This is a genomic window from Kosakonia sp. 1610 (genome assembly GCF_050435845.1).
Classification (GTDB): Bacteria; Pseudomonadota; Gammaproteobacteria; order Enterobacterales; family Enterobacteriaceae; genus Kosakonia; species Kosakonia cowanii.
This window is the reverse complement of sequence record NZ_JBNDKZ010000001.1, coordinates 1,493,632-1,515,846: the sequence shown is the minus strand read 5'-3', so window position 1 is coordinate 1,515,846 and position 22,215 is coordinate 1,493,632. Positions and strand designations below refer to the sequence as shown.

17 protein-coding genes and 1 other RNA gene are annotated in these 22,215 nt (G+C 56.5%); 14 read left to right on the top strand and 4 right to left on the bottom strand.

Annotated features, from left to right (window positions below):
• The first annotated feature begins 306 nt into the window (after window positions 1–306).
• The 3 genes from ppsA to ABIC80_RS07265 all read left to right on the top strand — a co-directional run bounded on the left by ppsA (window position 307) and on the right by ABIC80_RS07265 (window position 6,680).
• A complete protein-coding gene (gene ppsA / locus ABIC80_RS07275; protein WP_288876888.1) occupies window positions 307–2,685 on the top strand; it encodes a phosphoenolpyruvate synthase in 2,379 nt (792 codons plus the stop codon).
• 216 nt (window positions 2,686–2,901) lie between these two features.
• Window positions 2,902–4,311 carry an MFS transporter gene (locus ABIC80_RS07270; protein WP_429176258.1) on the top strand — a complete coding sequence of 470 codons (1,410 nt, stop codon included), beginning with the start codon at window positions 2,902–2,904 and terminating at the stop codon, window positions 4,309–4,311.
• Window positions 4,308–6,680 (top strand): glycoside hydrolase family 3 N-terminal domain-containing protein, encoded by a 2,373-nt coding sequence (locus ABIC80_RS07265; protein ID WP_429176256.1) that lies wholly within the window; start codon window positions 4,308–4,310, stop codon window positions 6,678–6,680. Before ABIC80_RS07270 ends, ABIC80_RS07265 begins: the two co-directional genes overlap by 4 nt.
• A 65-nt stretch (window positions 6,681–6,745) precedes the next feature.
• Here ABIC80_RS07265 and rprA read toward each other — a convergent pair.
• Window positions 6,746–6,853: antisense sRNA RprA (rprA, locus tag ABIC80_RS07260), an RNA gene on the bottom strand.
• A 188-nt stretch (window positions 6,854–7,041) separates the two neighbouring features.
• Window positions 7,042–8,157 carry an AI-2E family transporter YdiK gene (gene ydiK / locus ABIC80_RS07255; protein WP_200133131.1) on the bottom strand — a complete coding sequence of 372 codons (1,116 nt, stop codon included), beginning with the start codon at window positions 8,155–8,157 and terminating at the stop codon, window positions 7,042–7,044.
• A 200-nt stretch (window positions 8,158–8,357) separates the two neighbouring features.
• Between ydiK and ydiJ the strand changes: the two genes are divergently transcribed.
• The 4 genes from ydiJ to ABIC80_RS07235 all read left to right on the top strand — a co-directional run bounded on the left by ydiJ (window position 8,358) and on the right by ABIC80_RS07235 (window position 13,357).
• Window positions 8,358–11,411, top strand: coding sequence for a D-2-hydroxyglutarate dehydrogenase YdiJ (gene ydiJ / locus ABIC80_RS07250; RefSeq protein ID WP_429176254.1), 3,054 nt, complete (start codon window positions 8,358–8,360; stop codon window positions 11,409–11,411).
• Complete coding sequence (gene menI, locus ABIC80_RS07245; RefSeq protein WP_042715208.1) at window positions 11,411–11,821, top strand: 1,4-dihydroxy-2-naphthoyl-CoA hydrolase; 411 nt, start codon at window positions 11,411–11,413, stop codon at window positions 11,819–11,821. Before ydiJ ends, menI begins: the two co-directional genes overlap by 1 nt.
• Window positions 11,822–12,029: 208 nt before the next feature.
• The gene (lpxP, locus tag ABIC80_RS07240) at window positions 12,030–12,944 is read left to right on the top strand and encodes a kdo(2)-lipid IV(A) palmitoleoyltransferase (protein ID WP_023481826.1); all 915 of its coding nucleotides are present in this window, start codon (window positions 12,030–12,032) and stop codon (window positions 12,942–12,944) included.
• Between the two features lie 56 nt (window positions 12,945–13,000).
• Window positions 13,001–13,357: a hypothetical protein gene (locus ABIC80_RS07235; protein WP_225975728.1), complete on the top strand. Its 357-nt coding sequence runs from the start codon at window positions 13,001–13,003 to the stop codon at window positions 13,355–13,357.
• 16 nt (window positions 13,358–13,373) lie between these two features.
• On the opposite strand, the gene ABIC80_RS07230 is transcribed toward ABIC80_RS07235, so the two are convergent.
• Entirely contained in the window at window positions 13,374–13,946 is a 573-nt protein-coding gene (locus ABIC80_RS07230; RefSeq protein ID WP_429176253.1) for a hypothetical protein, read from the bottom strand.
• A 469-nt stretch (window positions 13,947–14,415) separates the two neighbouring features.
• Window positions 14,416–15,207, bottom strand: coding sequence for an alpha/beta fold hydrolase (locus ABIC80_RS07225; protein WP_305205882.1), 792 nt, complete (start codon window positions 15,205–15,207; stop codon window positions 14,416–14,418).
• A 390-nt stretch (window positions 15,208–15,597) separates the two neighbouring features.
• Between ABIC80_RS07225 and sufA the strand changes: the two genes are divergently transcribed.
• The 7 genes from sufA to ldtE all read left to right on the top strand — a co-directional run bounded on the left by sufA (window position 15,598) and on the right by ldtE (window position 22,212).
• Complete coding sequence (gene sufA, locus ABIC80_RS07220) at window positions 15,598–15,954, top strand: Fe-S cluster assembly scaffold SufA (RefSeq protein ID WP_288877849.1); 357 nt, start codon at window positions 15,598–15,600, stop codon at window positions 15,952–15,954.
• Window positions 15,955–15,962: 8 nt separating this feature from the next.
• Window positions 15,963–17,447, top strand: a complete 1,485-nt coding sequence (sufB, locus tag ABIC80_RS07215) for a Fe-S cluster assembly protein SufB (RefSeq protein WP_076769762.1) — start codon at window positions 15,963–15,965, stop codon at window positions 17,445–17,447.
• Between the two features lie 17 nt (window positions 17,448–17,464).
• Window positions 17,465–18,211 (top strand): Fe-S cluster assembly ATPase SufC, encoded by a 747-nt coding sequence (sufC, locus tag ABIC80_RS07210; protein ID WP_094420024.1) that lies wholly within the window; start codon window positions 17,465–17,467, stop codon window positions 18,209–18,211.
• Window positions 18,186–19,457, top strand: a complete 1,272-nt coding sequence (gene sufD, locus ABIC80_RS07205; protein ID WP_429176250.1) for a Fe-S cluster assembly protein SufD — start codon at window positions 18,186–18,188, stop codon at window positions 19,455–19,457. The genes sufC and sufD overlap by 26 nt, the downstream gene beginning before the upstream one ends.
• Complete coding sequence (gene sufS / locus ABIC80_RS07200) at window positions 19,454–20,674, top strand: cysteine desulfurase SufS (RefSeq protein WP_429176247.1); 1,221 nt, start codon at window positions 19,454–19,456, stop codon at window positions 20,672–20,674. The genes sufD and sufS overlap by 4 nt, the downstream gene beginning before the upstream one ends.
• 12 nt (window positions 20,675–20,686) lie before the next feature.
• The gene (gene sufE, locus ABIC80_RS07195) at window positions 20,687–21,103 is read left to right on the top strand and encodes a cysteine desulfuration protein SufE (RefSeq protein ID WP_429176245.1); all 417 of its coding nucleotides are present in this window, start codon (window positions 20,687–20,689) and stop codon (window positions 21,101–21,103) included.
• A 98-nt stretch (window positions 21,104–21,201) separates the two neighbouring features.
• Complete coding sequence (gene ldtE / locus ABIC80_RS07190) at window positions 21,202–22,212, top strand: L,D-transpeptidase LdtE (RefSeq protein WP_128483059.1); 1,011 nt, start codon at window positions 21,202–21,204, stop codon at window positions 22,210–22,212.
• The last annotated feature ends 3 nt before the right edge of the window (window positions 22,213–22,215 follow it).

Genomic DNA, 22,215 nt, shown 5'->3' with positions numbered 1-22,215 from the left:
AATTATCTGAAAGCTTAAATTAAAAAGCCTGCCACTGCGTATAACCTTTATCTCATTTTAAAATGAAATACCGTTTTTATTTTTAATGAACTGTACGGTTCATTTTTTAACACCGGGAAGTACGCGCAGCGCCGGGGTATTAAGAATTAACCTGGTCACCATTAATTGATGGGTATCTGTCCGAAAAACCGCTAAGGCTAATTGCTTACACGATTCACCGTTTTTTCAACGCAATTTATTATGCCAGGATAAAAAACGCTGTAAGACGTTATGTACCCCTTCATATATCACAAAAGGATTGTCTCGATGTCCAACAATGGCTCGTCACCGCTGGTGCTTTGGTATGACCAACTCGGCATGAATGATGTAGACAGAGTTGGAGGCAAAAATGCCTCCCTGGGTGAAATGATTACTAATCTTTCCGGTATGGGCGTCTCCGTACCGAATGGATTTGCGACCACCGCCGACGCGTTTAATCAGTTCCTCGAACAGAGCGGTTTAAATCAGCGTATTTATGAACTGCTTGATAAAACCGACATCGACGACGTCTCCGAACTGGCGAAAGCCGGGACGCAGATCCGCCAGTGGATTGTGGATACCCCGTTCCCGCCCGCGCTGGAACAGGCGGTACATGAAGCGTACGCCCAACTTTCGGCAGATGACGCAGAGGCCTCGTTTGCCGTGCGCTCCTCCGCCACCGCAGAAGATATGCCGGACGCCTCGTTTGCCGGTCAGCAGGAAACCTTCCTCAATGTGCAGGGCTATGACGCCGTGCTGGTGGCGATTAAGCATGTCTTCGCTTCCCTCTTTAATGATCGCGCCATCTCCTATCGCGTGCATCAGGGTTACGACCATCGTGGCGTGGCGCTCTCGGCGGGCGTGCAGCGCATGGTGCGCTCCGATCTCGCCTCTTCGGGCGTGATGTTCTCCATTGATACCGAATCCGGTTTCGACCAGGTGGTGTTTATCACCTCTGCGTTTGGGCTGGGTGAAATGGTGGTGCAGGGCGCGGTCAACCCGGATGAGTTCTACGTGCATAAGCCGACGCTCGCCAACGATCGCCCGGCGATTGTGCGCCGCACCATGGGTTCGAAAAAAATCCGCATGGTCTACGCGCCGAATCAGGAGCATGGCAAGCAGGTGCAGATTGAAGATGTGCCGCAGGCCGACCGCGATCGCTTCTCCCTGACCGATGAGGAGGTGCAGGCGCTGGCGAAACAGGCGGTGCAGATTGAAAAACATTACGGCCGCCCGATGGATATCGAGTGGGCGAAAGATGGCCACACTGGCAAGCTCTTTATTGTGCAGGCGCGTCCGGAAACCGTACGCTCGCGCGGCCAGGTGATGGAGCGCTACACCCTGCATGCGCAGGGCAAGATCATCGCCGAGGGGCGCGCCATCGGCCACCGCATCGGCGCGGGCACGGTGAAAGTGATCCACGATATTAGCGAGATGAACCTGATTGAGCCTGGCGACGTGCTGGTCACTGACATGACCGACCCGGACTGGGAGCCGATCATGAAAAAGGCGGCGGCGATTGTCACCAACCGCGGCGGGCGCACCTGCCATGCGGCGATTATCGCCCGTGAGCTGGGTATTCCGGCGGTGGTCGGCTGCGGCGATGCCACCGATCGCATCAAAACCGGCGAAAAAGTGACGGTCTCTTGTGCTGAAGGCGACACCGGCTATGTCTATGCCGAACTGCTCGATTTCAGCGTGAAAAGCTCAAGCGTCGACACCATGCCGGATCTGCCGCTGAAGATCATGATGAACGTCGGCAACCCGGATCGCGCCTTTGACTTCGCCTGTCTGCCAAACGAAGGCGTCGGGCTGGCGCGTCTCGAATTTATCATCAACCGTATGATCGGCGTGCACCCGCGCGCGCTGCTGGAGTTTGACGACCAGGAGCCGAAGCTGCAAAACGAAATCCGCGAAATGATGAAGGGTTTCGATTCGCCGGTTGAGTTCTATATCGGTCGCCTGACGGAGGGGATCGCGACGCTCGGCGCAGCCTTCTGGCCGAAGCGCGTTATCGTGCGCCTTTCCGATTTCAAATCTAACGAATACGCTAACCTGGTGGGCGGTGAGCGCTACGAGCCGGAAGAGGAGAACCCGATGCTCGGCTTCCGTGGCGCGGGCCGTTATGTGGCAGATAGCTTCCGCGACTGCTTTGCGCTGGAGTGTGAAGCGGTAAAACGCGTGCGCAACGAGATGGGGCTAACCAACGTCGAGATCATGATCCCGTTTGTGCGCACCGTTGACCAGGCGAAAGCGGTGGTGGATGAGCTGGCGCGCCAGGGGCTGAAGCGCGGCGAGAACGGGCTGAAGATCATTATGATGTGCGAAATTCCGTCGAACGCGCTGCTGGCAGAGCAGTTCCTCGAGCACTTTGACGGCTTCTCCATCGGTTCAAACGACATGACCCAGCTGGCACTCGGCCTCGATCGCGACTCCGGCGTAGTGTCGGAGCTGTTTGACGAGCGCAACGATGCGGTGAAAGCGCTGCTGTCGATGGCGATCCGCGCGGCGAAAAAGCAGGGCAAATATGTCGGCATCTGCGGCCAGGGGCCGTCCGACCATGAGGATTTTGCCGCGTGGTTAATGGATGAGGGCATCGACAGTTTGTCGCTCAATCCGGATACGGTGGTGCAAACCTGGCTCAGCCTCGCCGAACTGAAAAAATAACGGCGAAAACAAAATCCCCGGCACAATGTCGGGGATTTTTTTATTTCAGCTGCGAATATGTGGCCGATCACAATAACTAAAAAACGTAAAAAGCCTGGCAATTATTGCAATTGTTCCGATGCTGCCTTCTTCTAATACTTGAGCCTGTAGTGAGCGGTGCGATAAGAAATAACGCACCAGGATGAAATAATTTTTCACCTCACAAGGCTAATAACAATGACAATTTCCTCTGTCCTGCGTACGAAAGACAAAATAGGCTATGGCCTCGGCGATATGGCAAGCGCCCTGGTGTGGCAAACGGCGACGCTATTTCTCGCCTATTTCTATACCGATGTTTTTGGTTTACCCGCCGCCATTATGGGCACTATGTTTTTAGTCGTTCGCGTTATTGATGCGTTTGTCGATCCCTGTATCGGCGCGCTGGTGGATCGCACGCAAACACGTCATGGTCGTTTTCGCCCATGGCTGCTCTGGTTTGCTATTCCCTTCGGCGTCAGCTGCGTCATCACTTTCTATGTACCGGAGGCGGGCGCCACGGCAAAAATTATTTACGCCTGCATCACTTATGCCATTCTCAGCTTTATCTACTCCGCGATTAACGTGCCTTACTGCGCCATGCCCGGCGCGCTGACCATGGATCCGCACGAGCGCCACTCGCTGCAATCCTGGCGCTTTGGCCTGTCGTTTATCGGCGGTCTGATTGTTACCGTTATTGCCCTGCCGCTGGTGGCGCATCTCGGCGATGGCAACGTGCAGAAGGGGTACTTCTACGCCATGAGCATGATGGGCGTATTGGGGATTGTGCTCTTCTTTAGCTGTTTCTTTATGACCCGCGAACGCTTTACGCCGCGTAATGACACTTCCGGCTCGATGATAGGCGATCTCAAACTGCTGGCGGCAAATAGCCAGTGGCGCATTGTTTTCCTGTTTAATATTTTGCTGTTGACCGCCGTCGTCACCCGCGGTTCAGCCACCATGTATTACGTCAAATATGTGTTATTGCGCCCGGAAATGGTCTTCACCTTTATTGTCTCCGGCATGCTGGCTTCACTCACCGGCGCACTATTATCGGCGCGTCTACTCGGTAAATTCGATCGCGTGCGCGCTTACCAGTGGACGATTATTACTTTTGTCATCTTTGCCGCGCTGATCTTTATCATTCCGCCATCGCAGGTGTGGCTTATTTTCACCCTCAATATTGTCTTCAGCTTTATTCAGAACCTGACCACGCCGCTGCAATGGACGATGTTCTCCGACGTGGTGGATTATGAAGAGCACCGCAGTGGACGCCGCCTCGACGGGCTGGTCTTCTCCACCGCGCTCTTCGCCATTAAATTTGGTCTTGCCCTCGGTGGCGCAGTGGTGGGCTGGGTGCTCGGTGCGGTTGACTATATTCCGAACCAGGCTCAGCAGAGCGCAACCGTGCTCACCACCATCAATGCGCTGTTTACCCTGATTCCCTGCCTGTTATTTATCTGCATGGTGCTGCTGCTTACCCGTTACAAACTCAACAGCAGCGTCGCTGACAGCATCGCACAAGAACTTCTGCAAAAACGCGGTGGCAGTAATGAAGCCGCCGACGCGCAAACCACCCCGGATCTCAGCAACACAGGAGTGACCCGATGACCGCAATTTACAAAGACGCAAACCGCCCCGTCGCCGAACGCGTGGCTGACCTTCTTGCCCGTATGACGCCAGAGGAGAAGTTCGCCCAGATGCATGGGCTGTGGCTGGTGCTCTCAGAGGAGGGCGACCACCGCGAGCGGACCGATTTAAGCGATGAATTTGCCGGTGTAAGCGCTCAGGAGGCGCGGGCGGAGCGGCTGAAACTCGGCGTCGGGCAAATTACCCGCCCGCTGGGTACACATATTGTCGAGGCGAAACAGGGTGTACGCGCCGCCAACCGGCTGCAAAAAACGCTGATGGAGGAGACGCGCCTTGGCATCCCGGCGCTGTTCCATGAAGAGTGCCTGGTGGGGCTGCTGTGTAAAGACGCCACGCTGTTTCCCTCCTCTCTCAACTACGGCTCGACGTGGGATCCGGAGCTGATTAAACGCGCCGCGCAGCACATTGGTGATGAAGCGCGCTCGACCGGCTGTAAACAGGGGCTGGCGCCGGTGCTGGATGTCTCGCGCGATGTACGCTGGGGGCGTACGGAAGAGACCTTTGGCGAAGATCCATGGCTGGTCGGCGTGATGGCCTGCGCCTACGTTGAGGGGTTGCAGGGCGAGAAGGGCGATATGCTGGCGACGCTCAAGCACTATGTCGGCCACTCATTCAGTGAAGGGGCACGCAACCACGCGCCGGTGCATCTCGGTTTTTGCGAGCTTAACGACACCTTCCTGCTGCCGTTTGAGATGGCGGTGAAGTGCGCCAATGCCGGATCGGTGATGCCCGCCTATCACGATATCGATAACCAGCCGGGCCACAGCGATCGTTTCCTGCTCACCACCGTGCTGCGTGAACAGTGGGGCTTTGAGGGGATTATTGTTGCCGATTATGGCGGCGTCAGCCTGTTGCACCAGCATCATGGCGTTACTCATGATGCCGCCGAGTCGGCGGCGCTGGCCTTTAACGCCGGGCTCGATGTCGAGTTGCCGAAAGATGACTGCGCGCGTCATCTGGCGCAGGCGGTGGAGCGCGGTCTTATCACTATGGAGAAAGTGGATGAGATTGTCGCGCGACTGCTGGCGGTGAAGTTCCGCCTCGGCCTGTTTGAACACCCCTACAGCGACGAACAGAAGATTGTTCTGCAAGCGGAGGAGACACGGCAGGTGGCGCGCGAGGTGGCGACCCGCTCGTTGACGCTGCTGGAAAACAACGGCGTGCTCCCCCTGAGCGGCGCGCCGAAGGTAGCGGTTATCGGCCCGACCGCCGACGATCCGCTGGCCTTATTGAGCGGCTATAGCTTCCCGGTGCATCTGATTATCAGCGATATGCTGGAGGAGACGTCCCAAGTCACCACACCGCTTGCCGCCCTGCGCCAGACCCTTGGTGAGGCGCAGGTTCGTTACGCCAAAGGGTGCCATATCATTGAAAAACGGATGGCGGGCGCGCCGGTCTTTCCGGGCGATGCCTCAGGAAAACCGATGCAGGCGTCGCCGGTCTCAAAGGATATAAGCCTGATCCCTGACGCGGTGCGCGCGGCGCAAGAGAGTGAGGTAGTGATTGCCTGCGTGGGCGATCTCGCTGGCCTGTTTCAGAGTGGCACGGTCGGTGAGGGCTCTGACACCGATAGCCTGACGCTGCCCGGCGTCCAGCAGCAGTTGCTGGAGGCGCTGGTAGAAACCGGCAAGCCGGTGGTGGTGGTGATGACCGGCGGGCGGCCGTATAACCTGCAGGGGCTGGAAACGCGCGTCGCTGCCCTGCTGATGGCATGGGCACCGGGGCAGGAGGGTGGATGGGCAATTGCCGATGTGCTCACCGGGCGTGCGGAGCCGCAGGGCAGGCTGGTGGTGAGCGTGCCGAAGAGCGCGGGCGCCATGCCCTATTACTACAACCATAAACTGAAGAGCGGCGGGACGCCTTTCGCCTTCCACTTTGGCTCTCGCTACCCCTTCGGCTATGGACAGAGCTGGACGCAGTTTGCCTACGGCGAGCCTGAATTGGCGAGCAGTCAGGTCGATATCGACGGCGAAATTACGCTGCGCGTGAAGGTAAGCAATACCGGAGAGCGCAGCGGCAGTGACGTGGTGCAGCTCTATGTGCGCGATAACGTCGCCTCGATGGTGCGGCCGGTGCAGGAGTTAAAAGCGTTTCAGCGCGTGGCGTTAAGCCCCGGTGAGACGGCGACGCTCACCTTCACGCTACCGGTTGATATGCTCAACTTCACCCGCCGGGACGGAAAGCGCATTGTCGAGCCTGGCGAGTTTGAGTTGCAGATTGGCACCTCATCGGCAGACATTCGCGGGCGCGCAACCGTGACGGTAACCGGGCAGACAAAAGTGTTGCCGCAGCGATGGCGAATGATGAGTAATTGTGAAGTAAGTCGCTAATTTCAGACGAAACCCGCTATGCAAAGCGGGTTTCGTCTGAAATTAGCGCTATCAATAAAAAAAGGATAAAAAAAAGCCCATCGTGGGAGATGGGCAAAGACTACACACAGCAATTCGTTGTTTCACTCAGGGGATTTCCATGCTTATAAATCAAGGTGTTGATTTATAACCGTGCTCTTATAGTAGGCATGCGGAATTTTTGCGTCGATCAGATTCGTCTCATTAGTTAAACGCAGGTAAAGAATATATGCTGCAAAAGAGGCGATATACCGGAGATTATACAGGATGGGTGATGTAGCGGTGTTAAAATGATAAGCAATGCTTAATGATTATTAAGGCGGGCTACCCCGCCTTAACGGTATCAGGCAGGGTTGTCTAAATCGTCGACTTGCGCCAGCGCGTCGTCTGAGGGCGTCTTCGGTGCCGGGACTTCGTTAACCCAGGCGGAGAAGAGACGCCAGGAGACCGCCAGCAGCACCGGGCCGATAAACAGGCCAATCATGCCAAAGGCTACCAGGCCGCCGATAACGCCGGAGAGGATCAGGATCAGCGGAAGATCGGCCCCGAGGCGAATCAGCACCGGGCGGATAAAGTTATCAAGCGTTGCCACCACCGCACTCCATACCAGCAGCACCGTTCCCCACGTCGAATCACCGCTCCAGTAGAGCCAGATAATCGCCGGTACCAGCACCAGCAGCGGACCGATCTGAATCAGGCAGGTCATCAGCATCAGCACGGTAAAGAGGGTGGCGTAAGGCACGCCGGAGACAGCAAGCCCGATACCGCCCAGCACCGCCTGAACCAGCGCCGTTACCACCACGCCGAGCGCGACGGCACGGATCGCCTGGCCTGCCAGCAGCACCGCAGCATCGCCGCGCTCGGCCGCCAGCCTGAAAGCGAAGTGGCGAATACCCTCTGCCACCTGCTCACCGCGCCAGTAAAGCAGGGCGCTGAATAGCAGCATCAGGCCGCAGTGCAGCATCAGGCGACCAATATGCGCGGCCTGGCCGACAAACCACGTTGTTGTGGTCCCGACGTAGGGACGTAGCTTCGCCATAATCGCGCTACCGCCCATATCGAGCAGGCTGTGCCAGGCGGCGTAGAGCTTGCTGCCCACCAGCGGAATGCTGTTCAACCATGCCAGATCCGGCGGTGAGGAGACGCCGCTGGTCACGGCGTGGATCACCGTGCCGCTGGAGTCGACAAGGCTATTGACCAGCAGGGCGACCGGGATAATAAACAGCAGGATCAGCAGCAGCATCATCGCCAGCACCGCCAGCGAGCGGCGGCCGAAGAGTAATCGCTGCAGGCGCAGCAGCAAAGGCCAGGTGGCGATCACCACGGTTCCCGCCCAGGCGAAGCCGAGCACAAACGGCTGCACCACCCACAGGCAGGCAATGATCATCAGGGCTAAAAACAGTACCGACAGCATTAATTGCGGCACATCCCTGGAGTGACGACTATCAACTTTATCCATTATTCACCTTTCCAGTACTGAAGGGGCGGTGCGGCAGGCAAGCACCCATTATTATGCGAAGCGATATGCGCTGGTTTGCACCGCCTGATTCTGCCTGCAATTCTGCTGAGCACCTAAGAAAAAAATGTGATACAACGATGAGGGCTTAAAGCAAACGATTAACTTTTAACAACATTAACTGTCAGGCAGGGTCAAGCATAATGATCCCACAGATTTCCCAGGCACCAGGCGTCGTTCAACTGGTGCTCAATTTTTTGCAAGCACTGGAGCAGCAAGGTTTTACAGGTGATACCGCCACCAGTTACGCCGACCGGCTAACCATGGCGACAGACAACAGTATTTACCAGCTACTACCCGACGCCGTTCTCTTCCCCCGTTCAACGTCAGACGTTGCCCTGATCACGCGTCTCGCCGCCGAAGCGCGTTTTAAGGCGCTGGTCTTTACCCCGCGCGGCGGCGGTACCGGCACCAACGGCCAGGCGCTGAATCAGGGCATCATTGTTGATATGTCCCGCTATATGAACCGCATTATTGAGATTAACCCCGAAGAGGGGTGGGTGCGTGTTGAAGCGGGCGTCATCAAAGATCAGCTTAACCAGTTTCTTAAACCGTACGGTTTCTTCTTCGCGCCGGAGCTCTCTACCAGCAACCGCGCGACCCTTGGCGGCATGATCAATACCGATGCCTCCGGCCAGGGTTCACTGGTCTACGGTAAAACCTCCGATCACGTGCTCGGGCTGCGCGCGGTGCTGCTGGGCGGCGATATCCTTGATACCCAGGCGATGCCGGTTGCGCTGGCCGAAACCCTCGGCAAGGCCAGCACCGCTATCGGGCGCATCTATAAAACCGTGCTCGAGCGCTGTCGCGATAACCGCCAGCTGATTGTCGATAATTTTCCGAAACTCAACCGCTTTCTCACCGGGTACGACTTGCGCCACGTCTTTAATGACGAGATGACCGAGTTTGACCTGACGCGCGTGCTGACCGGCTCGGAAGGGACGCTGGCCTTTATTACCGAAGCGCGGCTCGATATTACCCGCCTGCCGAAAGTGCGCCGGCTGGTGAACATCAAATATGACTCCTTCGACTCCGCGCTGCGTAACGCCCCCTTTATGGTCGAGGCGCGCGCGCTGTCGGTGGAGACCGTTGACTCGAAAGTGCTCAACCTGGCGCGGGAAGATATCGTCTGGCATTCGGTTAAAGAGCTGATTACCGATGTGCCGGACAAAACCCTGCTCGGCCTCAATATCGTCGAGTTTGCCGGGGATGATGAAGCGTTGATCGATGCACAGGTCGCCTCGCTCTGTCAGCGGCTGGATGAGCTGATGGCGAGCGGCGAAGGCGGCGTGATTGGCTGGCAGCGCTGCGATGAGCTGGCGGCGATTGAACGTATCTATGCGATGCGCAAAAAAGCGGTTGGCCTATTGGGGAATGCCAAAGGGGCGGCCAAGCCAATTCCGTTTGCGGAAGATACCTGCGTGCCGCCGGAGCACCTGGCAGATTACATTGTTGAGTTTCGCGCGCTGCTCGACGGGCACGGGCTGAGCTACGGCATGTTTGGTCATGTTGATGCCGGTGTGCTGCACGTGCGTCCGGCGCTGGATATGTGCGATCCGCAGCAGGAAGTGCTGATGAAAACTATCTCTGATGAGGTGGTGGCACTGACGGCGAAATATGGCGGGTTATTGTGGGGCGAGCACGGTAAAGGTTTCCGCGCCGAGTACAGCCCGGCCTTTTTCGGCGAGGCGCTGTATGGTGAGCTCAGGAAAATCAAAGCGGCGTTTGATCCTGAGAACCGCCTGAATCCGGGGAAAATCTGCCCGCCGGAGGGGCTTGATGCGCCGATGAAGCAGGTTGATGCGGTTAAGCGCGGGACGTTTGATCGGCAGATCCCGACCACTTCGCGCACGGCCTGGCGTGGGGCGATGGAGTGTAACGGTAACGGGCTGTGCTTTAACTTTGATGTCAAAAGCCCGATGTGCCCGTCGATGAAGATCACCGGCAACCGCATTCACTCACCGAAAGGGCGCGCTACGCTGGTGCGCGAATGGCTGCGCCTGCTGGCCGACCGCGGTATCGATCCGCTGAAGCTTGAGAGAGAGCTGCCGGAAAAACGCGCCTCGCTGCGCACCCTGATTGAGCGCACCCGCAACAGCTGGCATGCGCGCCGCGGCGAGTATGACTTCTCCCACGAGGTGAAAGAGGCGATGTCCGGCTGCCTGGCCTGCAAAGCCTGTTCGACCCAGTGCCCAATCAAGATTGATGTTCCGGAGTTCCGCTCCCGTTTTCTGCAAATCTATCACGGTCGCTATCTGCGCCCGCTGCGCGATCATCTGGTGGCGACGGTCGAAAACTATGCACCGCTGATGGCGCGTGCGCCGAAGACTTTCAACTTCTTTATGAGCCAGCCATGGGTACGAAACCTGTCGGCGAAACATATCGGCATGGTCGATCTGCCGTTACTCTCAGTACCGTCGTTGCAGCGGCAGATGGTCGGCCATCACTCGGCCAATATGACGCTGGAGCAGCTTGAAGCGTTGAGCGAAGAGCAGCGCGCGAAAACGGTGCTGGTGGTGCAGGATCCCTTCACCAGTTATTACGACGCGCAGGTGGTGGCGGATTTTGTCCGCCTGGTAGAGCGGTTAGGTTACCGCCCGGTAGTGTTGCCCTTTTCACCGAACGGCAAAGCGCAGCACATCAAGGGCTTTCTGAATCGCTTTGCGAAGACGGCGCAGAAGACCGCGGATTTCCTCAACCGCGTTGCGGAGCTGGGGATGCCGATGGTTGGCGTCGATCCGGCGCTGGTGCTCTGTTATCGCGATGAGTACAAGCTGGCGCTGGCGGATAAACGCGGCGATTTCCATGTGCAGCTGGTGCATGAGTGGCTGCCCGCCGTGCTCGAAAAGGTTGAGCCACGCACCGTGAGCGGCGAGCCGTGGTATCTTTTCGGCCACTGTACCGAAGTGACCGCCTTGCCCGGCGCGCCTGCGCAGTGGGCGGCTATCTTCGCGCGTTTCGGCGCACAGCTGGAAAATGTCAGCGTTGGCTGCTGCGGGATGGCCGGCACCTATGGCCACGAAGTGAAGAACCACGCCAATTCACTCGGTATCTATGAGTTGTCGTGGCATCAGGCGATGCAGCGTCTTCCGCGCAACCGCTGTCTGGCGACGGGCTATTCGTGCCGCAGCCAGGTGAAGCGCATTGAAGGAAACGGTGTGCGCCATCCGTTACAGGCACTGCTGGAGATGGTGTGATGATCTGGAAACGCGCGGTTACGCTGGAAGCGCTCAACGCCATGGGCGACGGCAATATGGTTGGCCTGCTGGATATTCATTTTGAGCGCATCAGCGACGATACGCTGGAAGCGTCGATGCCTGTCGATGCGCGCACGCATCAGCCCTTTGGCCTGCTGCACGGCGGCGCGTCGGTGGTGCTGGCTGAAACCCTCGGCTCGGTGGCGGGCTATCTCTGCACGGAAGGGGAGCAAAAGGTGGTCGGTGTAGAGGTCAATGCCAACCACCTGCGCCCCGTGCGCAGCGGTCGGGTGCGCGGCGTCTGCAGCGCCCTGCATACCGGCAGCCGCCATCAGGTGTGGCAGATCGATATCTTCGATGAGCAGGCGCGCCTCTGCTGCTCTTCACGCCTGACCACCGCCGTTGTCTGAAGTGATTTCGGCGGGTTACCGCCGAAAATCTTCACGATTTATTCACTATTCTTAAGATAACCCATTAGCACTCCGTGCTATATTACGCGCTACGGGATGTAACGCTTGCGCTCTGATGCAAGCGATTGGGCTGTAACGCGTAATGACTTGATGAAGTTCTTCATTGTCTCTTTAAGCGCTACTGGATACATGCTTGAAGGATTGATGAATGACGGCATTTAAATTAGCTTTTCTCCACCCGCGTTACTGGCTCACCTGGGCTGGTCTGGGTTTTCTCTGGTTGCTGGTGCAACTCCCTTATCCTTTTCTTTCGCGTCTTGGCGCCGGTCTGGGGCGACAATCACGCCGCTTCCTCAAACGCCGCGAGAAGATCGCAAAACGTAATCTCGAACTCTGTTTTCCTGATATGAGCGACGAGATACGTGAAACGCTTATCGCCAAAAACTTTGTCTCGCTGGGCATGGGCCTGATTGAAACCGGCATGGCCTGGTTCTGGTCCGATAAACGCGTGCGCCGCTGGTTTGATGTCGACGGTTATCAGCACTTGCAGGCCGCGCAGGCAAGCCGCCAGGGTGTTATGGTGGTGGGCGTGCACTTTATGTCGCTGGAACTTGGTGGCCGCGTGATGGGGCTCTGCCAGCCGATGATGGCGACCTATCGCCCGCATAACAGCCCGGTGATGGAGTGGGTGCAAACCCGTGGACGTATGCGTTCCAATAAATCGATGATCGATCGCCGCAACCTGAAAGGGCTGGTGCAGGCGCTGAAGCAGGGCGAAGCCGTGTGGTTTGCACCGGATCAGGATTATGGCCGTAAGGGCAGCAGCTTCGCGCCATTCTTCTCGGTCAAAGACGCAGCGACCACCAACGGTACGTTCGTGCTTTCCCGCCTCTCCGGCGCGAAGATGTTGACCGTAACAATGGTGCGTAAAGAGGACAGCTCCGGCTACTCGCTGCACATCGGCCAGGCGCTGGATGATTATCCGGCCCATAACGAATTTGCCGCAGCCAGCTATATGAACCGGGTGATTGAGCGTGAAATCCTGCGCGCACCGGAACAGTATTTATGGATCCACCGGCGTTTCAAAACGCGCCCGATCGGCGAACCTTCGCTCTACAGCTAATCTTTCTTAACGCCCCGTTTCAGGGGCGTTTTGCCGTTTAATTAAAGGGAGTGGTTATGGTCAGGATTATTGCCGCGGGCTGCTTTGCCCTTTTCTCTGCCTGCTCGTGGTCAGCCGGTATCACGCTGCTCTGCGATGAGTACAGCGTTGAGGTGGAGCCCAACGGGCTGACGGTAAACGGGCGGCACTTCAGCGATCCGCAAGAGAAGCCGTATGAGATTGGCGATCAGTACACCGGGCGTTCGCTCTTTTACAGTGATAAAGAGGATCAGAACGCAGAAACAAACTGGGTTGCGATCCATATCATTACGCAACTGGGAAGCGGTAAAAAAGCCTTTTTCTATTCAGATAAAAACCACACCGATGACAAAGCGATCCTCTGTAGCCAGGGGAAGGAAACGCCGTCACCGTAAAGGCGAGCGCAGGGCGTTAACTGCTGAGATTTTCCCATAACTGCAGCTGTGAAAGGGTCAGAGCGTGGGGTAACGCATAGCCTTTAACGGCAGGAAAGAGGCTTTGCCACTCGCTGTCGCCACTCTGCAGAAGGTGCTCTGCGCGATTGTGCAGCCCCAGCATAAAACCGTACGCTTTAATCTCGCGCAAAAAGGGCAGGCTCTGTTGCAGCTCCGCGTGCGCGATGCGCTTATCAAGAACAATCTCGATACGATCCGCTGCGACATCATGGCGGGTGCAGAGATGATGAAGCGTGGCGAGATAATCGCTATCGTTCAGCCGCTGCGGCGGTAACGTAAAGGAGAAACAGAGCGTCTCTTTCTTTTTCGCCAGCTGGCACAGTGTTGTAAAAATAAATTCGGCCACGCTCGGCGGCTGCCCGCATGTTATCTCTACCGGACGGGGGAGTGCAGGGCGATCGCTGTATTCAAAAAAACGCGCGCTCGTCTGGTAACAAAGAATATTTTTCCCCGACAGATCGGTCACCGGCAGAAATTCTGCCGTCACGAGAAGTTTCTTATCAGCAATATCGACTATTATTGATTTCATTTCCCTGATTAAGCTCCCTACTCAAAAGAACAGGACTTTTCCAATATACAAGAGTGCAATTTTACCTACGCAATCATCACATTTGAAAATTGTTTTAAGTGATCGATCTGTTGCTGTTTGATAGCCTCTATCTATTGCTATTACAAAACCGATCGCTTAAATCTATATAATTGGTTAGCGTTATCGGCGTAATATTTGTATTAACGGCATATTATTATCTGTTGGTTTGTTTTGGGTTTTTGTTATCTTCTTGTTATCGCTGATAAAACATCAAAAATTTATTTCTATACTGTCTGAGAAAACCGCCGTGAAACGGGCCTGCGATCGCCGGGTTTTGTTTTTTATGCCGCAATAAAAGCATTAATTGTTTAAATACCAACTCCGCGCTGCCAATAAATCATCGGCCATGATGAAAATAGCGCGGGCGCGCCGGAAGGAAAAAGACGCACCCTGAAGATAAAAATGCCAATTAAGCGTAACGGGTGAGGAAATCAATAATCAGCCGGGTAACAAATTCCGGGTTTTCTCTGTTGCTAATATGGGCCGCGCTGGGGATGAGGCTAAATTCACAGCCCACTTTTTCCGCCATCAATTGGCCCTCCAGCGGCGGGCGCGGTAAATCCAGCTCTCCGGTGGCAACCTGCACCGGGCAACTGATTTTCTCCAGCATCGCCATACGATCGGGCCGCCCGAAAATGAGCTTGCCAAGCGGAACAATGCTCTCGCGCAGCTGCTCTGCGCTGAGTGCACCAAGCCGGGCCTTGAGCGCCTGAACATCAGATGGATCGGCATTATGCGAGTAGAACTGCGAAACCACATACTCCAGCAGCGGCGGGGGAAGGGTGCCAGCAGCGTCAATGGCGTTAAGCATGGCGAAATACTTTTCACGCGCCTCATCCGTTTCACTGCCAATAAAGGTGTCGATCAGCATCAGCGCTTTAACCCGTTCCGGAGCCATTGCGGCGAGTTCTGCGCCCCACATTCCCCCTACCGACAGCCCGACGATGGCAAACTCCTCAATGCCAAGGGCATCCATAATCTGCAGATGATCGGCGGCGAGATCGGCCATGGAGCTTTTCCCTGCGGGCAGCGCGGGGGATTCACCATGTCCCCACAGGTCAGGCACGATGACGCGAAACTGCTTCGCGAGCGCGGTCATCTGCGGTGACCACATGGTTTTATCAAACAGGTAGCTGTGACCAAGCAGGAGGGGTAAGCCGCTGCCGCTATCGATATATGACAGGGTAGATGGTGTCTGCATCACTCTTTTCCTTATAGGGGCGCTCGTTGGCGTGAGCGCGGTAAAAGTGCGCTCATCATATAAAAGATCGATCGCCTCGGGAGCCTGCAAATTCCTATTCTTCAGCGGGCGGTCACCTTTAAGCCCTTCCTATAATAAAAATAGGCATTTCCTATACATTTTTTGCGCTTTTACCGATTTAACGCGTTACGCTTGCTAAAGCCATTATTTATCAATTTATTAATCATTTTTTTACCGTCCTCTACACCCTTTCAACAGGGTCTATGCTTAACAGATACGCTGTAAAAAGGGCCCGCGGGGGAATAACCCTGCGGTAAGAAGGTTGAAGTGAGAATTATTATCACTAACATAGCGTTATGCCCTTCAGCTCAGATGAAGTGAGGTAACACGATGGAATCATTTAACCCCGAAGATTTTGCATGGCGCGGGCTTACCCTGACGCCGGCCGCCGCGGAGCATATCCGTGAGCTAACCGAAAAACAGCCCGGCCTTCTTGGCGTGCGGCTTGGCATTAAGCAGACCGGCTGCGCAGGCTTCGGTTATGTGCTCGACACCGTAAGCGAGCCGAACGACGACGACCTGCTGTACGAATCTGATGGCGCTCGCCTCTATGTCCCTTTACAGGCCATGCCGTTTATCGATGGCACCGAAGTGGACTACGTGCGCGAAGGCTTGAACCAGATCTTCAAATTCAATAACCCGAAAGCGCAGCACGAGTGCGGCTGCGGCGAAAGCTTTGGGGTATAGGCGGTACTATGTCTCGTAATACTGAAGCAACTGACGATGTCAAAACCTGGACCGGCAATATCAATTATAAAGAGGGCTTTTTCACCCGGCTGAGTACGGATGAGCTGGCGAAGGGCATCAACGAAGAGGTCGTGCGCGCCATTTCGGCGAAACGTAACGAGCCCGAGTGGATGCTGGAGTTTCGCCTGAACGCTTTTCACGCCTGGCTGGAGATGGAAGAGCCGCACTGGTTAAAAGCCCATTACGATAAGCTTAACTACCAGGATTACAGCTACTACTCCGCACCCTCCTGCGGCAACTGCGACGACGCCTGCGCCTCGCAGCCTGGCGCGGTGCAGCAAACCAACGCCAATACCTGGCTGACGGAAGAGGTCGAAGAGGCCTTTAACCAGCTCGGCGTGCCGGTGCGTGAAGGCAAAGAGGTGGCGGTAGATGCCATTTTTGACTCGGTGTCGGTTGCCACTACCTATCGTGAAAAGCTCTCCGAACAGGGGATTATCTTCTGCTCCTTTGGCGAGGCGATCCACGATCATCCGGAGCTGGTGCAGAAGTACCTCGGCACCGTGGTGCCGTCGAACGATAACTTCTTCGCCGCGCTGAATGCGGCCGTCGCCTCTGACGGCACCTTTATCTACATCCCGAAAGGGGTGCGCTGCCCGATGGAGCTGTCGACCTATTTCCGTATCAACGCGGAGAAGACCGGCCAGTTCGAGCGCACCATTCTGGTGGCGGATGAAGGGAGCTATGTCAGCTACATCGAGGGCTGCTCTGCACCGGTGCGCGACAGCTACCAGCTGCATGCGGCGGTGGTGGAAGTGATCATCCATAAAGATGCGGAAGTGAAATACTCCACGGTACAAAACTGGTTCCCGGGCGATAACAACACCGGCGGCATTCTCAACTTCGTCACCAAGCGTGCGCTGTGCGAAGGGGAGAACAGCAAAATGTCGTGGACTCAGTCAGAAACCGGCTCTGCGATCACCTGGAAGTACCCGAGCTGTATCCTGCGCGGCGACAACTCGATTGGCGAATTCTTCTCGGTAGCGCTCACCAGCGGGCATCAGCAGGCGGATACCGGCACCAAGATGATCCACATCGGTAAGAACACCAAATCGACGATTATTTCGAAAGGGATCTCGGCCGGAAAGAGCCAGAACAGCTACCGCGGGCTGGTGAAAATCATGCCGACGGCAACCAACGCGCGAAACTTCACCCAGTGTGACTCAATGCTGATTGGCCCTGATTGTGGCGCGCACACCTTCCCCTATGTCGAGTGTCGCAACAACAGCGCGCAGCTGGAGCATGAAGCGACCACTTCGCGTATCGGTGAAGACCAGCTCTTTTACTGTCTGCAGCGCGGCATCAGCGAAGATGACGCCATCTCAATGATTGTTAACGGCTTCTGTAAAGATGTCTTCTCCGAGCTGCCGCTGGAATTTGCCGTCGAAGCGCAAAAACTGCTGGCTATCAGCCTTGAACACAGCGTCGGTTAAGAATTAAAGGATAATAAATGTTAAGTATCAAAGATTTGCAGGTTGGTGTTGAAGATAAATCGATTCTGCGCGGCCTGAACCTTGAGGTGCGTCCGGGCGAAGTGCACGCCATTATGGGCCCGAACGGCTCCGGGAAAAGTACGCTCTCCGCCACCCTTGCCGGGCGTGAAGATTATGAAGTAACCGGCGGCAGCGTGGAGTTCAAAGGCAAAGATCTGCTGGAGCTGTCACCGGAAGATCGCGCCGGCGAAGGCGTCTTTATGGCCTTCCAGTATCCGGTGGAGATCCCGGGCGTCAGCAACCAGTTCTTCCTGCAAACGGCGCTCAACGCGGTGCGTAAATATCGCGGCGAAGAGGCGCTGGACCGCTTCGATTTTCAGGATTTGATGGAAGAGAAAATTAAGCTGCTGAAGATGCCGGAAGATCTGCTGACCCGCTCGGTTAACGTCGGCTTTTCCGGCGGCGAGAAGAAGCGTAACGACATCCTGCAAATGGCAGTGCTGGAGCCGGAGCTCTGCATCCTTGATGAGACCGACTCGGGGCTCGATATCGATGCCCTGAAGATCGTTGCTGAAGGGGTCAATGCGCTGCGCGATGAGAAACGCGCCTTTATTATCGTCACCCACTACCAGCGCATTCTCGACTACATCAAACCGGACTTTGTGCATGTGCTGTATCAGGGGCGCATCGTGAAATCAGGCGATTTCACGCTGGTTAAGCAACTGGAGGAGCAGGGCTATGGCTGGCTTACCGAACAGCAGTAACGCGCTGCAACAGTGGCACCATCTTTTTGAAACGAAGAGGGGTGCGCACTCCGCCACGGCTGAGCAGCACCTGCAGCAGATGCTGCGTCTCGGCCTGCCGACGCGTAAGCATGAGAACTGGAAATATACGCCGCTGGATGGTCTGTTACACAGCCAGTTTGTCGCCAGCAACGCCACCCTTGACGCCGCGCAGCGTGATGCGCTGGCGCTGCCGGTTGACGCCCTGCGTCTGGTCTTTGTCGACGGTTTGTTCAGCGCTGAACTGAGCGACGACACCACCGGCTCCGGGTTTGCGGTAACGGTAAGCGAAGCCGCCGAAAACCTGCCTGCGCCGGTGCAGCCGGAGGTCTTTTTACACCTTACCGAAAGCCTGGCGCAGAGCGTCACCCGCATTGAGGTCGCGCGCAATCAGCGGCCTGAAAAGCCGCTGCTGCTGATGCACGTTACCCAGGGGCTGGCCGGGGAAGAGATGAACACGGCGCACTATCGCCACCATATCGAACTGGCGCAGGGCGCGGAAGCGACGATCTACGAACACTATGTCAGCTTGAATGGCGCGCGCCATTTTACCGGCTCGCGCTTCACCATGCTGGTCGGCGCGAATGCGCGTCTGCATCATGTCAAGCTGGCTTTCGAGAACCCGCTAAGCTACCACTTTGCCCATAACGATATTGTACTCGGCGACGATGGCGCAGCCGACAGCCACAGTTTCCTGCTTGGTGGCGCGGTGCTGCGACATAACACCAGTACTCAGCTGAATGGTGAAAACACGCAGCTCAATATCAACAGCCTGGCGATGCCGGTGAAGAGCGAAGTGTGCGACACCCGCACCTGGCTTGAGCACAATAAGGGCTACTGCAACAGCCGCCAGCTGCATAAAACCATTGTCAGCGGCAAGGGGCGAGCGGTGTTCAACGGTCTGATCAAGGTGGCGCAACACGCCATTAAGACCGACGGTCAAATGACCAACAACAACCTGCTGCTTGGTCGTCTTTCGGAAGTGGATACCAAACCGCAGCTGGAAATTTATGCCGATGACGTGAAATGTAGCCACGGGGCGACCATTGGACGCATCGACGATGAGCAGATGTTTTACCTGCGCTCGCGCGGCATTGATGAGAACGCAGCGCAGCAGATGATCATCCATGCCTTTGCCGCTGAGCTGACCGAAGCCATCAGCGACGAGGCGCTAAAACAGCAGATTCTGGCGCGTATCAGCCAGCGTCTTGCAGGGGGCGAAGCATGAGTTTTCCCGTGAACGAGGTACGTGCCGATTTTCCGGTACTGCAACGTGAAGTAAACGGACTCCCGCTGGCATATCTCGACAGCGCCGCCAGCGCGCAAAAACCGAATGCGGTAATCGATGCCGAAGCGGAGTTTTTCCGCCACGGCTATGCCGCAGTGCATCGCGGCATCCATACGCTCAGCGCGGAAGCAACGCAGCGGATGGAAAATGTGCGGGTGCAGGCGGCAAGCTTCCTGAACGCGCGTCTGCCGGAAGAGATCGTGTTTGTGCGCGGCACCACCGAAGGGATCAACCTCGTTGCCAATAGCTGGGGCAACAGCCAGGTAAACGCGGGCGATAACATCATCATCAGCGCCATGGAGCACCATGCCAACATCGTGCCGTGGCAGATGCTCTGTGAGCGGGTTGGCGCCGAGCTACGCGTCATCCCGCTGAATCAGGATGGCACGTTGCAGCTTGAGGTGTTGCCCGGCCTGCTGGATGCGCGGACTAAACTGCTGGCGATTACCCATATCTCTAACGTGCTCGGCACCGAGAACCCTGTTGCTGAGATTATCGCGCTGGCGCATCAGCACGGTGCGAAGGTGCTGGTGGACGGTGCGCAGGCGGTAATGCATCACGCGATTGATGTGCAGGCGCTCGATTGCGACTTCTACGTCTTCTCCGCCCATAAACTCTACGGCCCGACCGGGATTGGCGTGCTCTACGCTAAAGAAGATATTTTGCAGGCGATGCCGCCGTGGGAAGGGGGCGGGGCGATGATCGCCACTGTCAGCCTCACTGAAGGCACGACCTATGCAAAAGCGCCGTGGCGTTTTGAAGCGGGCACGCCGAACACCGGCAGCATTATGGGCTTTGGCGCGGCGATGGAGTATGTGACGCGCCTCGGTCTGGAAGCGATCGGTGAGTATGAGCAGACGCTGATGCGCTATGCTCTCGATGCGCTGAGCGAGGTGCCGGATCTGACGCTTTACGGCCCGGCCGACAGAAAAGGGGTGATTGCCTTTAATCTCGGCAAACATCACGCCTATGACGTGGGCAGCTTCCTGGATAATTACGGTATTGCGGTGCGTACGGGTCACCACTGTGCGATGCCGCTGATGGCCTTCTATAATGTCTCGGCAATGTGTCGTGCGTCGTTTGCGATGTACAACACGCATGAAGAGGTGGATCGTCTGGTTACCGGCCTGAAACGTATTCATCAGTTACTGGGCTAACAGGGAGCACACATGGCCGCACTACCCGATAAAGAGAAGCTGGTGCGCAACTTTAACCGTTGCGCCAACTGGGAAGAGAAGTACCTCTACATTATTGAGCTGGGCCAGCGCTTACCGGCGCTGAGTGCTGAAGCGCATAACGCAGACAATCTTATTCAGGGCTGTCAGAGCCAGGTGTGGATTGTCATGCAGCGCAATGATGAGGGCGTGATTGAGCTGACCGGCGACAGCGATGCCGCCATCGTCAAAGGGCTTATCGCCATTGTCTTCGCCCTCTATCAGCAGATGACCCCGCAGGACATCATGGCCTTCGATGTACGCCCGTGGTTTGAAAAACTCGCCCTGACGCAGCACTTGACCCCCTCCCGCTCGCAGGGGCTGGAAGCAATGATCCGCGCCATCCGTACCAAAGCCGCCAATCTTAGCTAAACTCAAAAGACCCTTCTATCCTGTTTACGCGGGGCGTTTGCCGCCTCGCTGATTCTTCAGCTTTCTGACAGCCTGTCAGTGATTACAGGAAACACAGCATGAAACGCGCGTCTTTACTTTTTCTTTCCCTTTTTGGTGCACTAAGCACACTTCACCTGGCCCATGCGGCGGAATACAGCCTGCCTGCGAACGGCGGTCGCCTGATTGGCCAGAACCAGACCTACACCGTACAGGCCAGCGATAAAAACCTGCAGGCCATTGCCCGCCATTTTGATACGGCAGCAATGCTGATCCTTGAGGCGAATAACACCATCGCGCCAGTTCCTGCACCGGGCACGACGGTGACTATCCCAACACAAATGCTGCTGCCGGATACGCCGCGGGAGGGGATTGTCGTCAACCTCGCAGAGCTGCGGCTCTACTTCTACCCGCCGGGTAAAAACAGCGTGCAGGTCTACCCGATTGGCATTGGCCAGCAGGGGCTGGAAACGCCGGTGTCGGTGACCCGCATCAGTCAGAAGATCCCTAACCCGACCTGGACACCGACTGCGGGCATCCGTGCGCGCTCGCTGGAGCGTGGCGTGGAGCTGCCGAAAGTGGTGCCCGCAGGGCCAAATAACCCTCTGGGACGCTTTGCCATGCGTCTGGGGATTGGTAATGGCGAGTATCTGATTCACGGCACCAATGCACAGGACAGCGTCGGCTTACGCGTTAGCTCCGGCTGTATCCGCATGAACGCGCCCGATATTGAAGCGCTGTTTGCGCAGGTCGCTGCCGGTACGCGGGTGGCCATCATCAATGAACCGGTGAAGTATGCTGTCGAGCCTGATGGTAAGCACTACATTGAAGTGCATCGTCCACTGGCGCAGACCGTTGAACAGGACACGCAGACGCAGCCTATCGTCTTCTCACCGGCGCTGGGCGCGTTGATTGAGCAGTCTGGCGGCGACCATTCGATGATTGAGAAAGCGCTCTCGCGCCGTGCTGGTTATCCGGTGGTAATTGCGGGCGGGAAAGCCACCTCTGCGTCAACCGCGGTATTGTCGGTAAAGAACAGCATTAAGCCGACAGCCAGCGTTGAAGGGCAGAGCGAAGTGGTGATGCAGTAGGTT

What these genes read in the sequence shown, in the direction of transcription:
- ppsA (WP_288876888.1), top strand. Translation starts at nt 307, where the DNA reads ATGTCCAACAATGGCTCGTCACCGCTGGTGCTTTGGTATGACCAACTC.
- ABIC80_RS07270 (WP_429176258.1), top strand. Translation starts at nt 2,902, where the DNA reads ATGACAATTTCCTCTGTCCTGCGTACGAAAGACAAAATAGGCTATGGC.
- ABIC80_RS07265 (WP_429176256.1), top strand. Translation starts at nt 4,308, where the DNA reads ATGACCGCAATTTACAAAGACGCAAACCGCCCCGTCGCCGAACGCGTG.
- ydiK (WP_200133131.1), bottom strand. Translation starts at nt 8,157, where the DNA reads ATGGATAAAGTTGATAGTCGTCACTCCAGGGATGTGCCGCAATTAATG.
- ydiJ (WP_429176254.1), top strand. Translation starts at nt 8,358, where the DNA reads ATGATCCCACAGATTTCCCAGGCACCAGGCGTCGTTCAACTGGTGCTC.
- menI (WP_042715208.1), top strand. Translation starts at nt 11,411, where the DNA reads ATGATCTGGAAACGCGCGGTTACGCTGGAAGCGCTCAACGCCATGGGC.
- lpxP (WP_023481826.1), top strand. Translation starts at nt 12,030, where the DNA reads ATGACGGCATTTAAATTAGCTTTTCTCCACCCGCGTTACTGGCTCACC.
- ABIC80_RS07235 (WP_225975728.1), top strand. Translation starts at nt 13,001, where the DNA reads ATGGTCAGGATTATTGCCGCGGGCTGCTTTGCCCTTTTCTCTGCCTGC.
- ABIC80_RS07230 (WP_429176253.1), bottom strand. Translation starts at nt 13,946, where the DNA reads ATGAAATCAATAATAGTCGATATTGCTGATAAGAAACTTCTCGTGACG.
- ABIC80_RS07225 (WP_305205882.1), bottom strand. Translation starts at nt 15,207, where the DNA reads ATGCAGACACCATCTACCCTGTCATATATCGATAGCGGCAGCGGCTTA.
- sufA (WP_288877849.1), top strand. Translation starts at nt 15,598, where the DNA reads ATGGAATCATTTAACCCCGAAGATTTTGCATGGCGCGGGCTTACCCTG.
- sufB (WP_076769762.1), top strand. Translation starts at nt 15,963, where the DNA reads ATGTCTCGTAATACTGAAGCAACTGACGATGTCAAAACCTGGACCGGC.
- sufC (WP_094420024.1), top strand. Translation starts at nt 17,465, where the DNA reads ATGTTAAGTATCAAAGATTTGCAGGTTGGTGTTGAAGATAAATCGATT.
- sufD (WP_429176250.1), top strand. Translation starts at nt 18,186, where the DNA reads ATGGCTGGCTTACCGAACAGCAGTAACGCGCTGCAACAGTGGCACCAT.
- sufS (WP_429176247.1), top strand. Translation starts at nt 19,454, where the DNA reads ATGAGTTTTCCCGTGAACGAGGTACGTGCCGATTTTCCGGTACTGCAA.
- sufE (WP_429176245.1), top strand. Translation starts at nt 20,687, where the DNA reads ATGGCCGCACTACCCGATAAAGAGAAGCTGGTGCGCAACTTTAACCGT.
- ldtE (WP_128483059.1), top strand. Translation starts at nt 21,202, where the DNA reads ATGAAACGCGCGTCTTTACTTTTTCTTTCCCTTTTTGGTGCACTAAGC.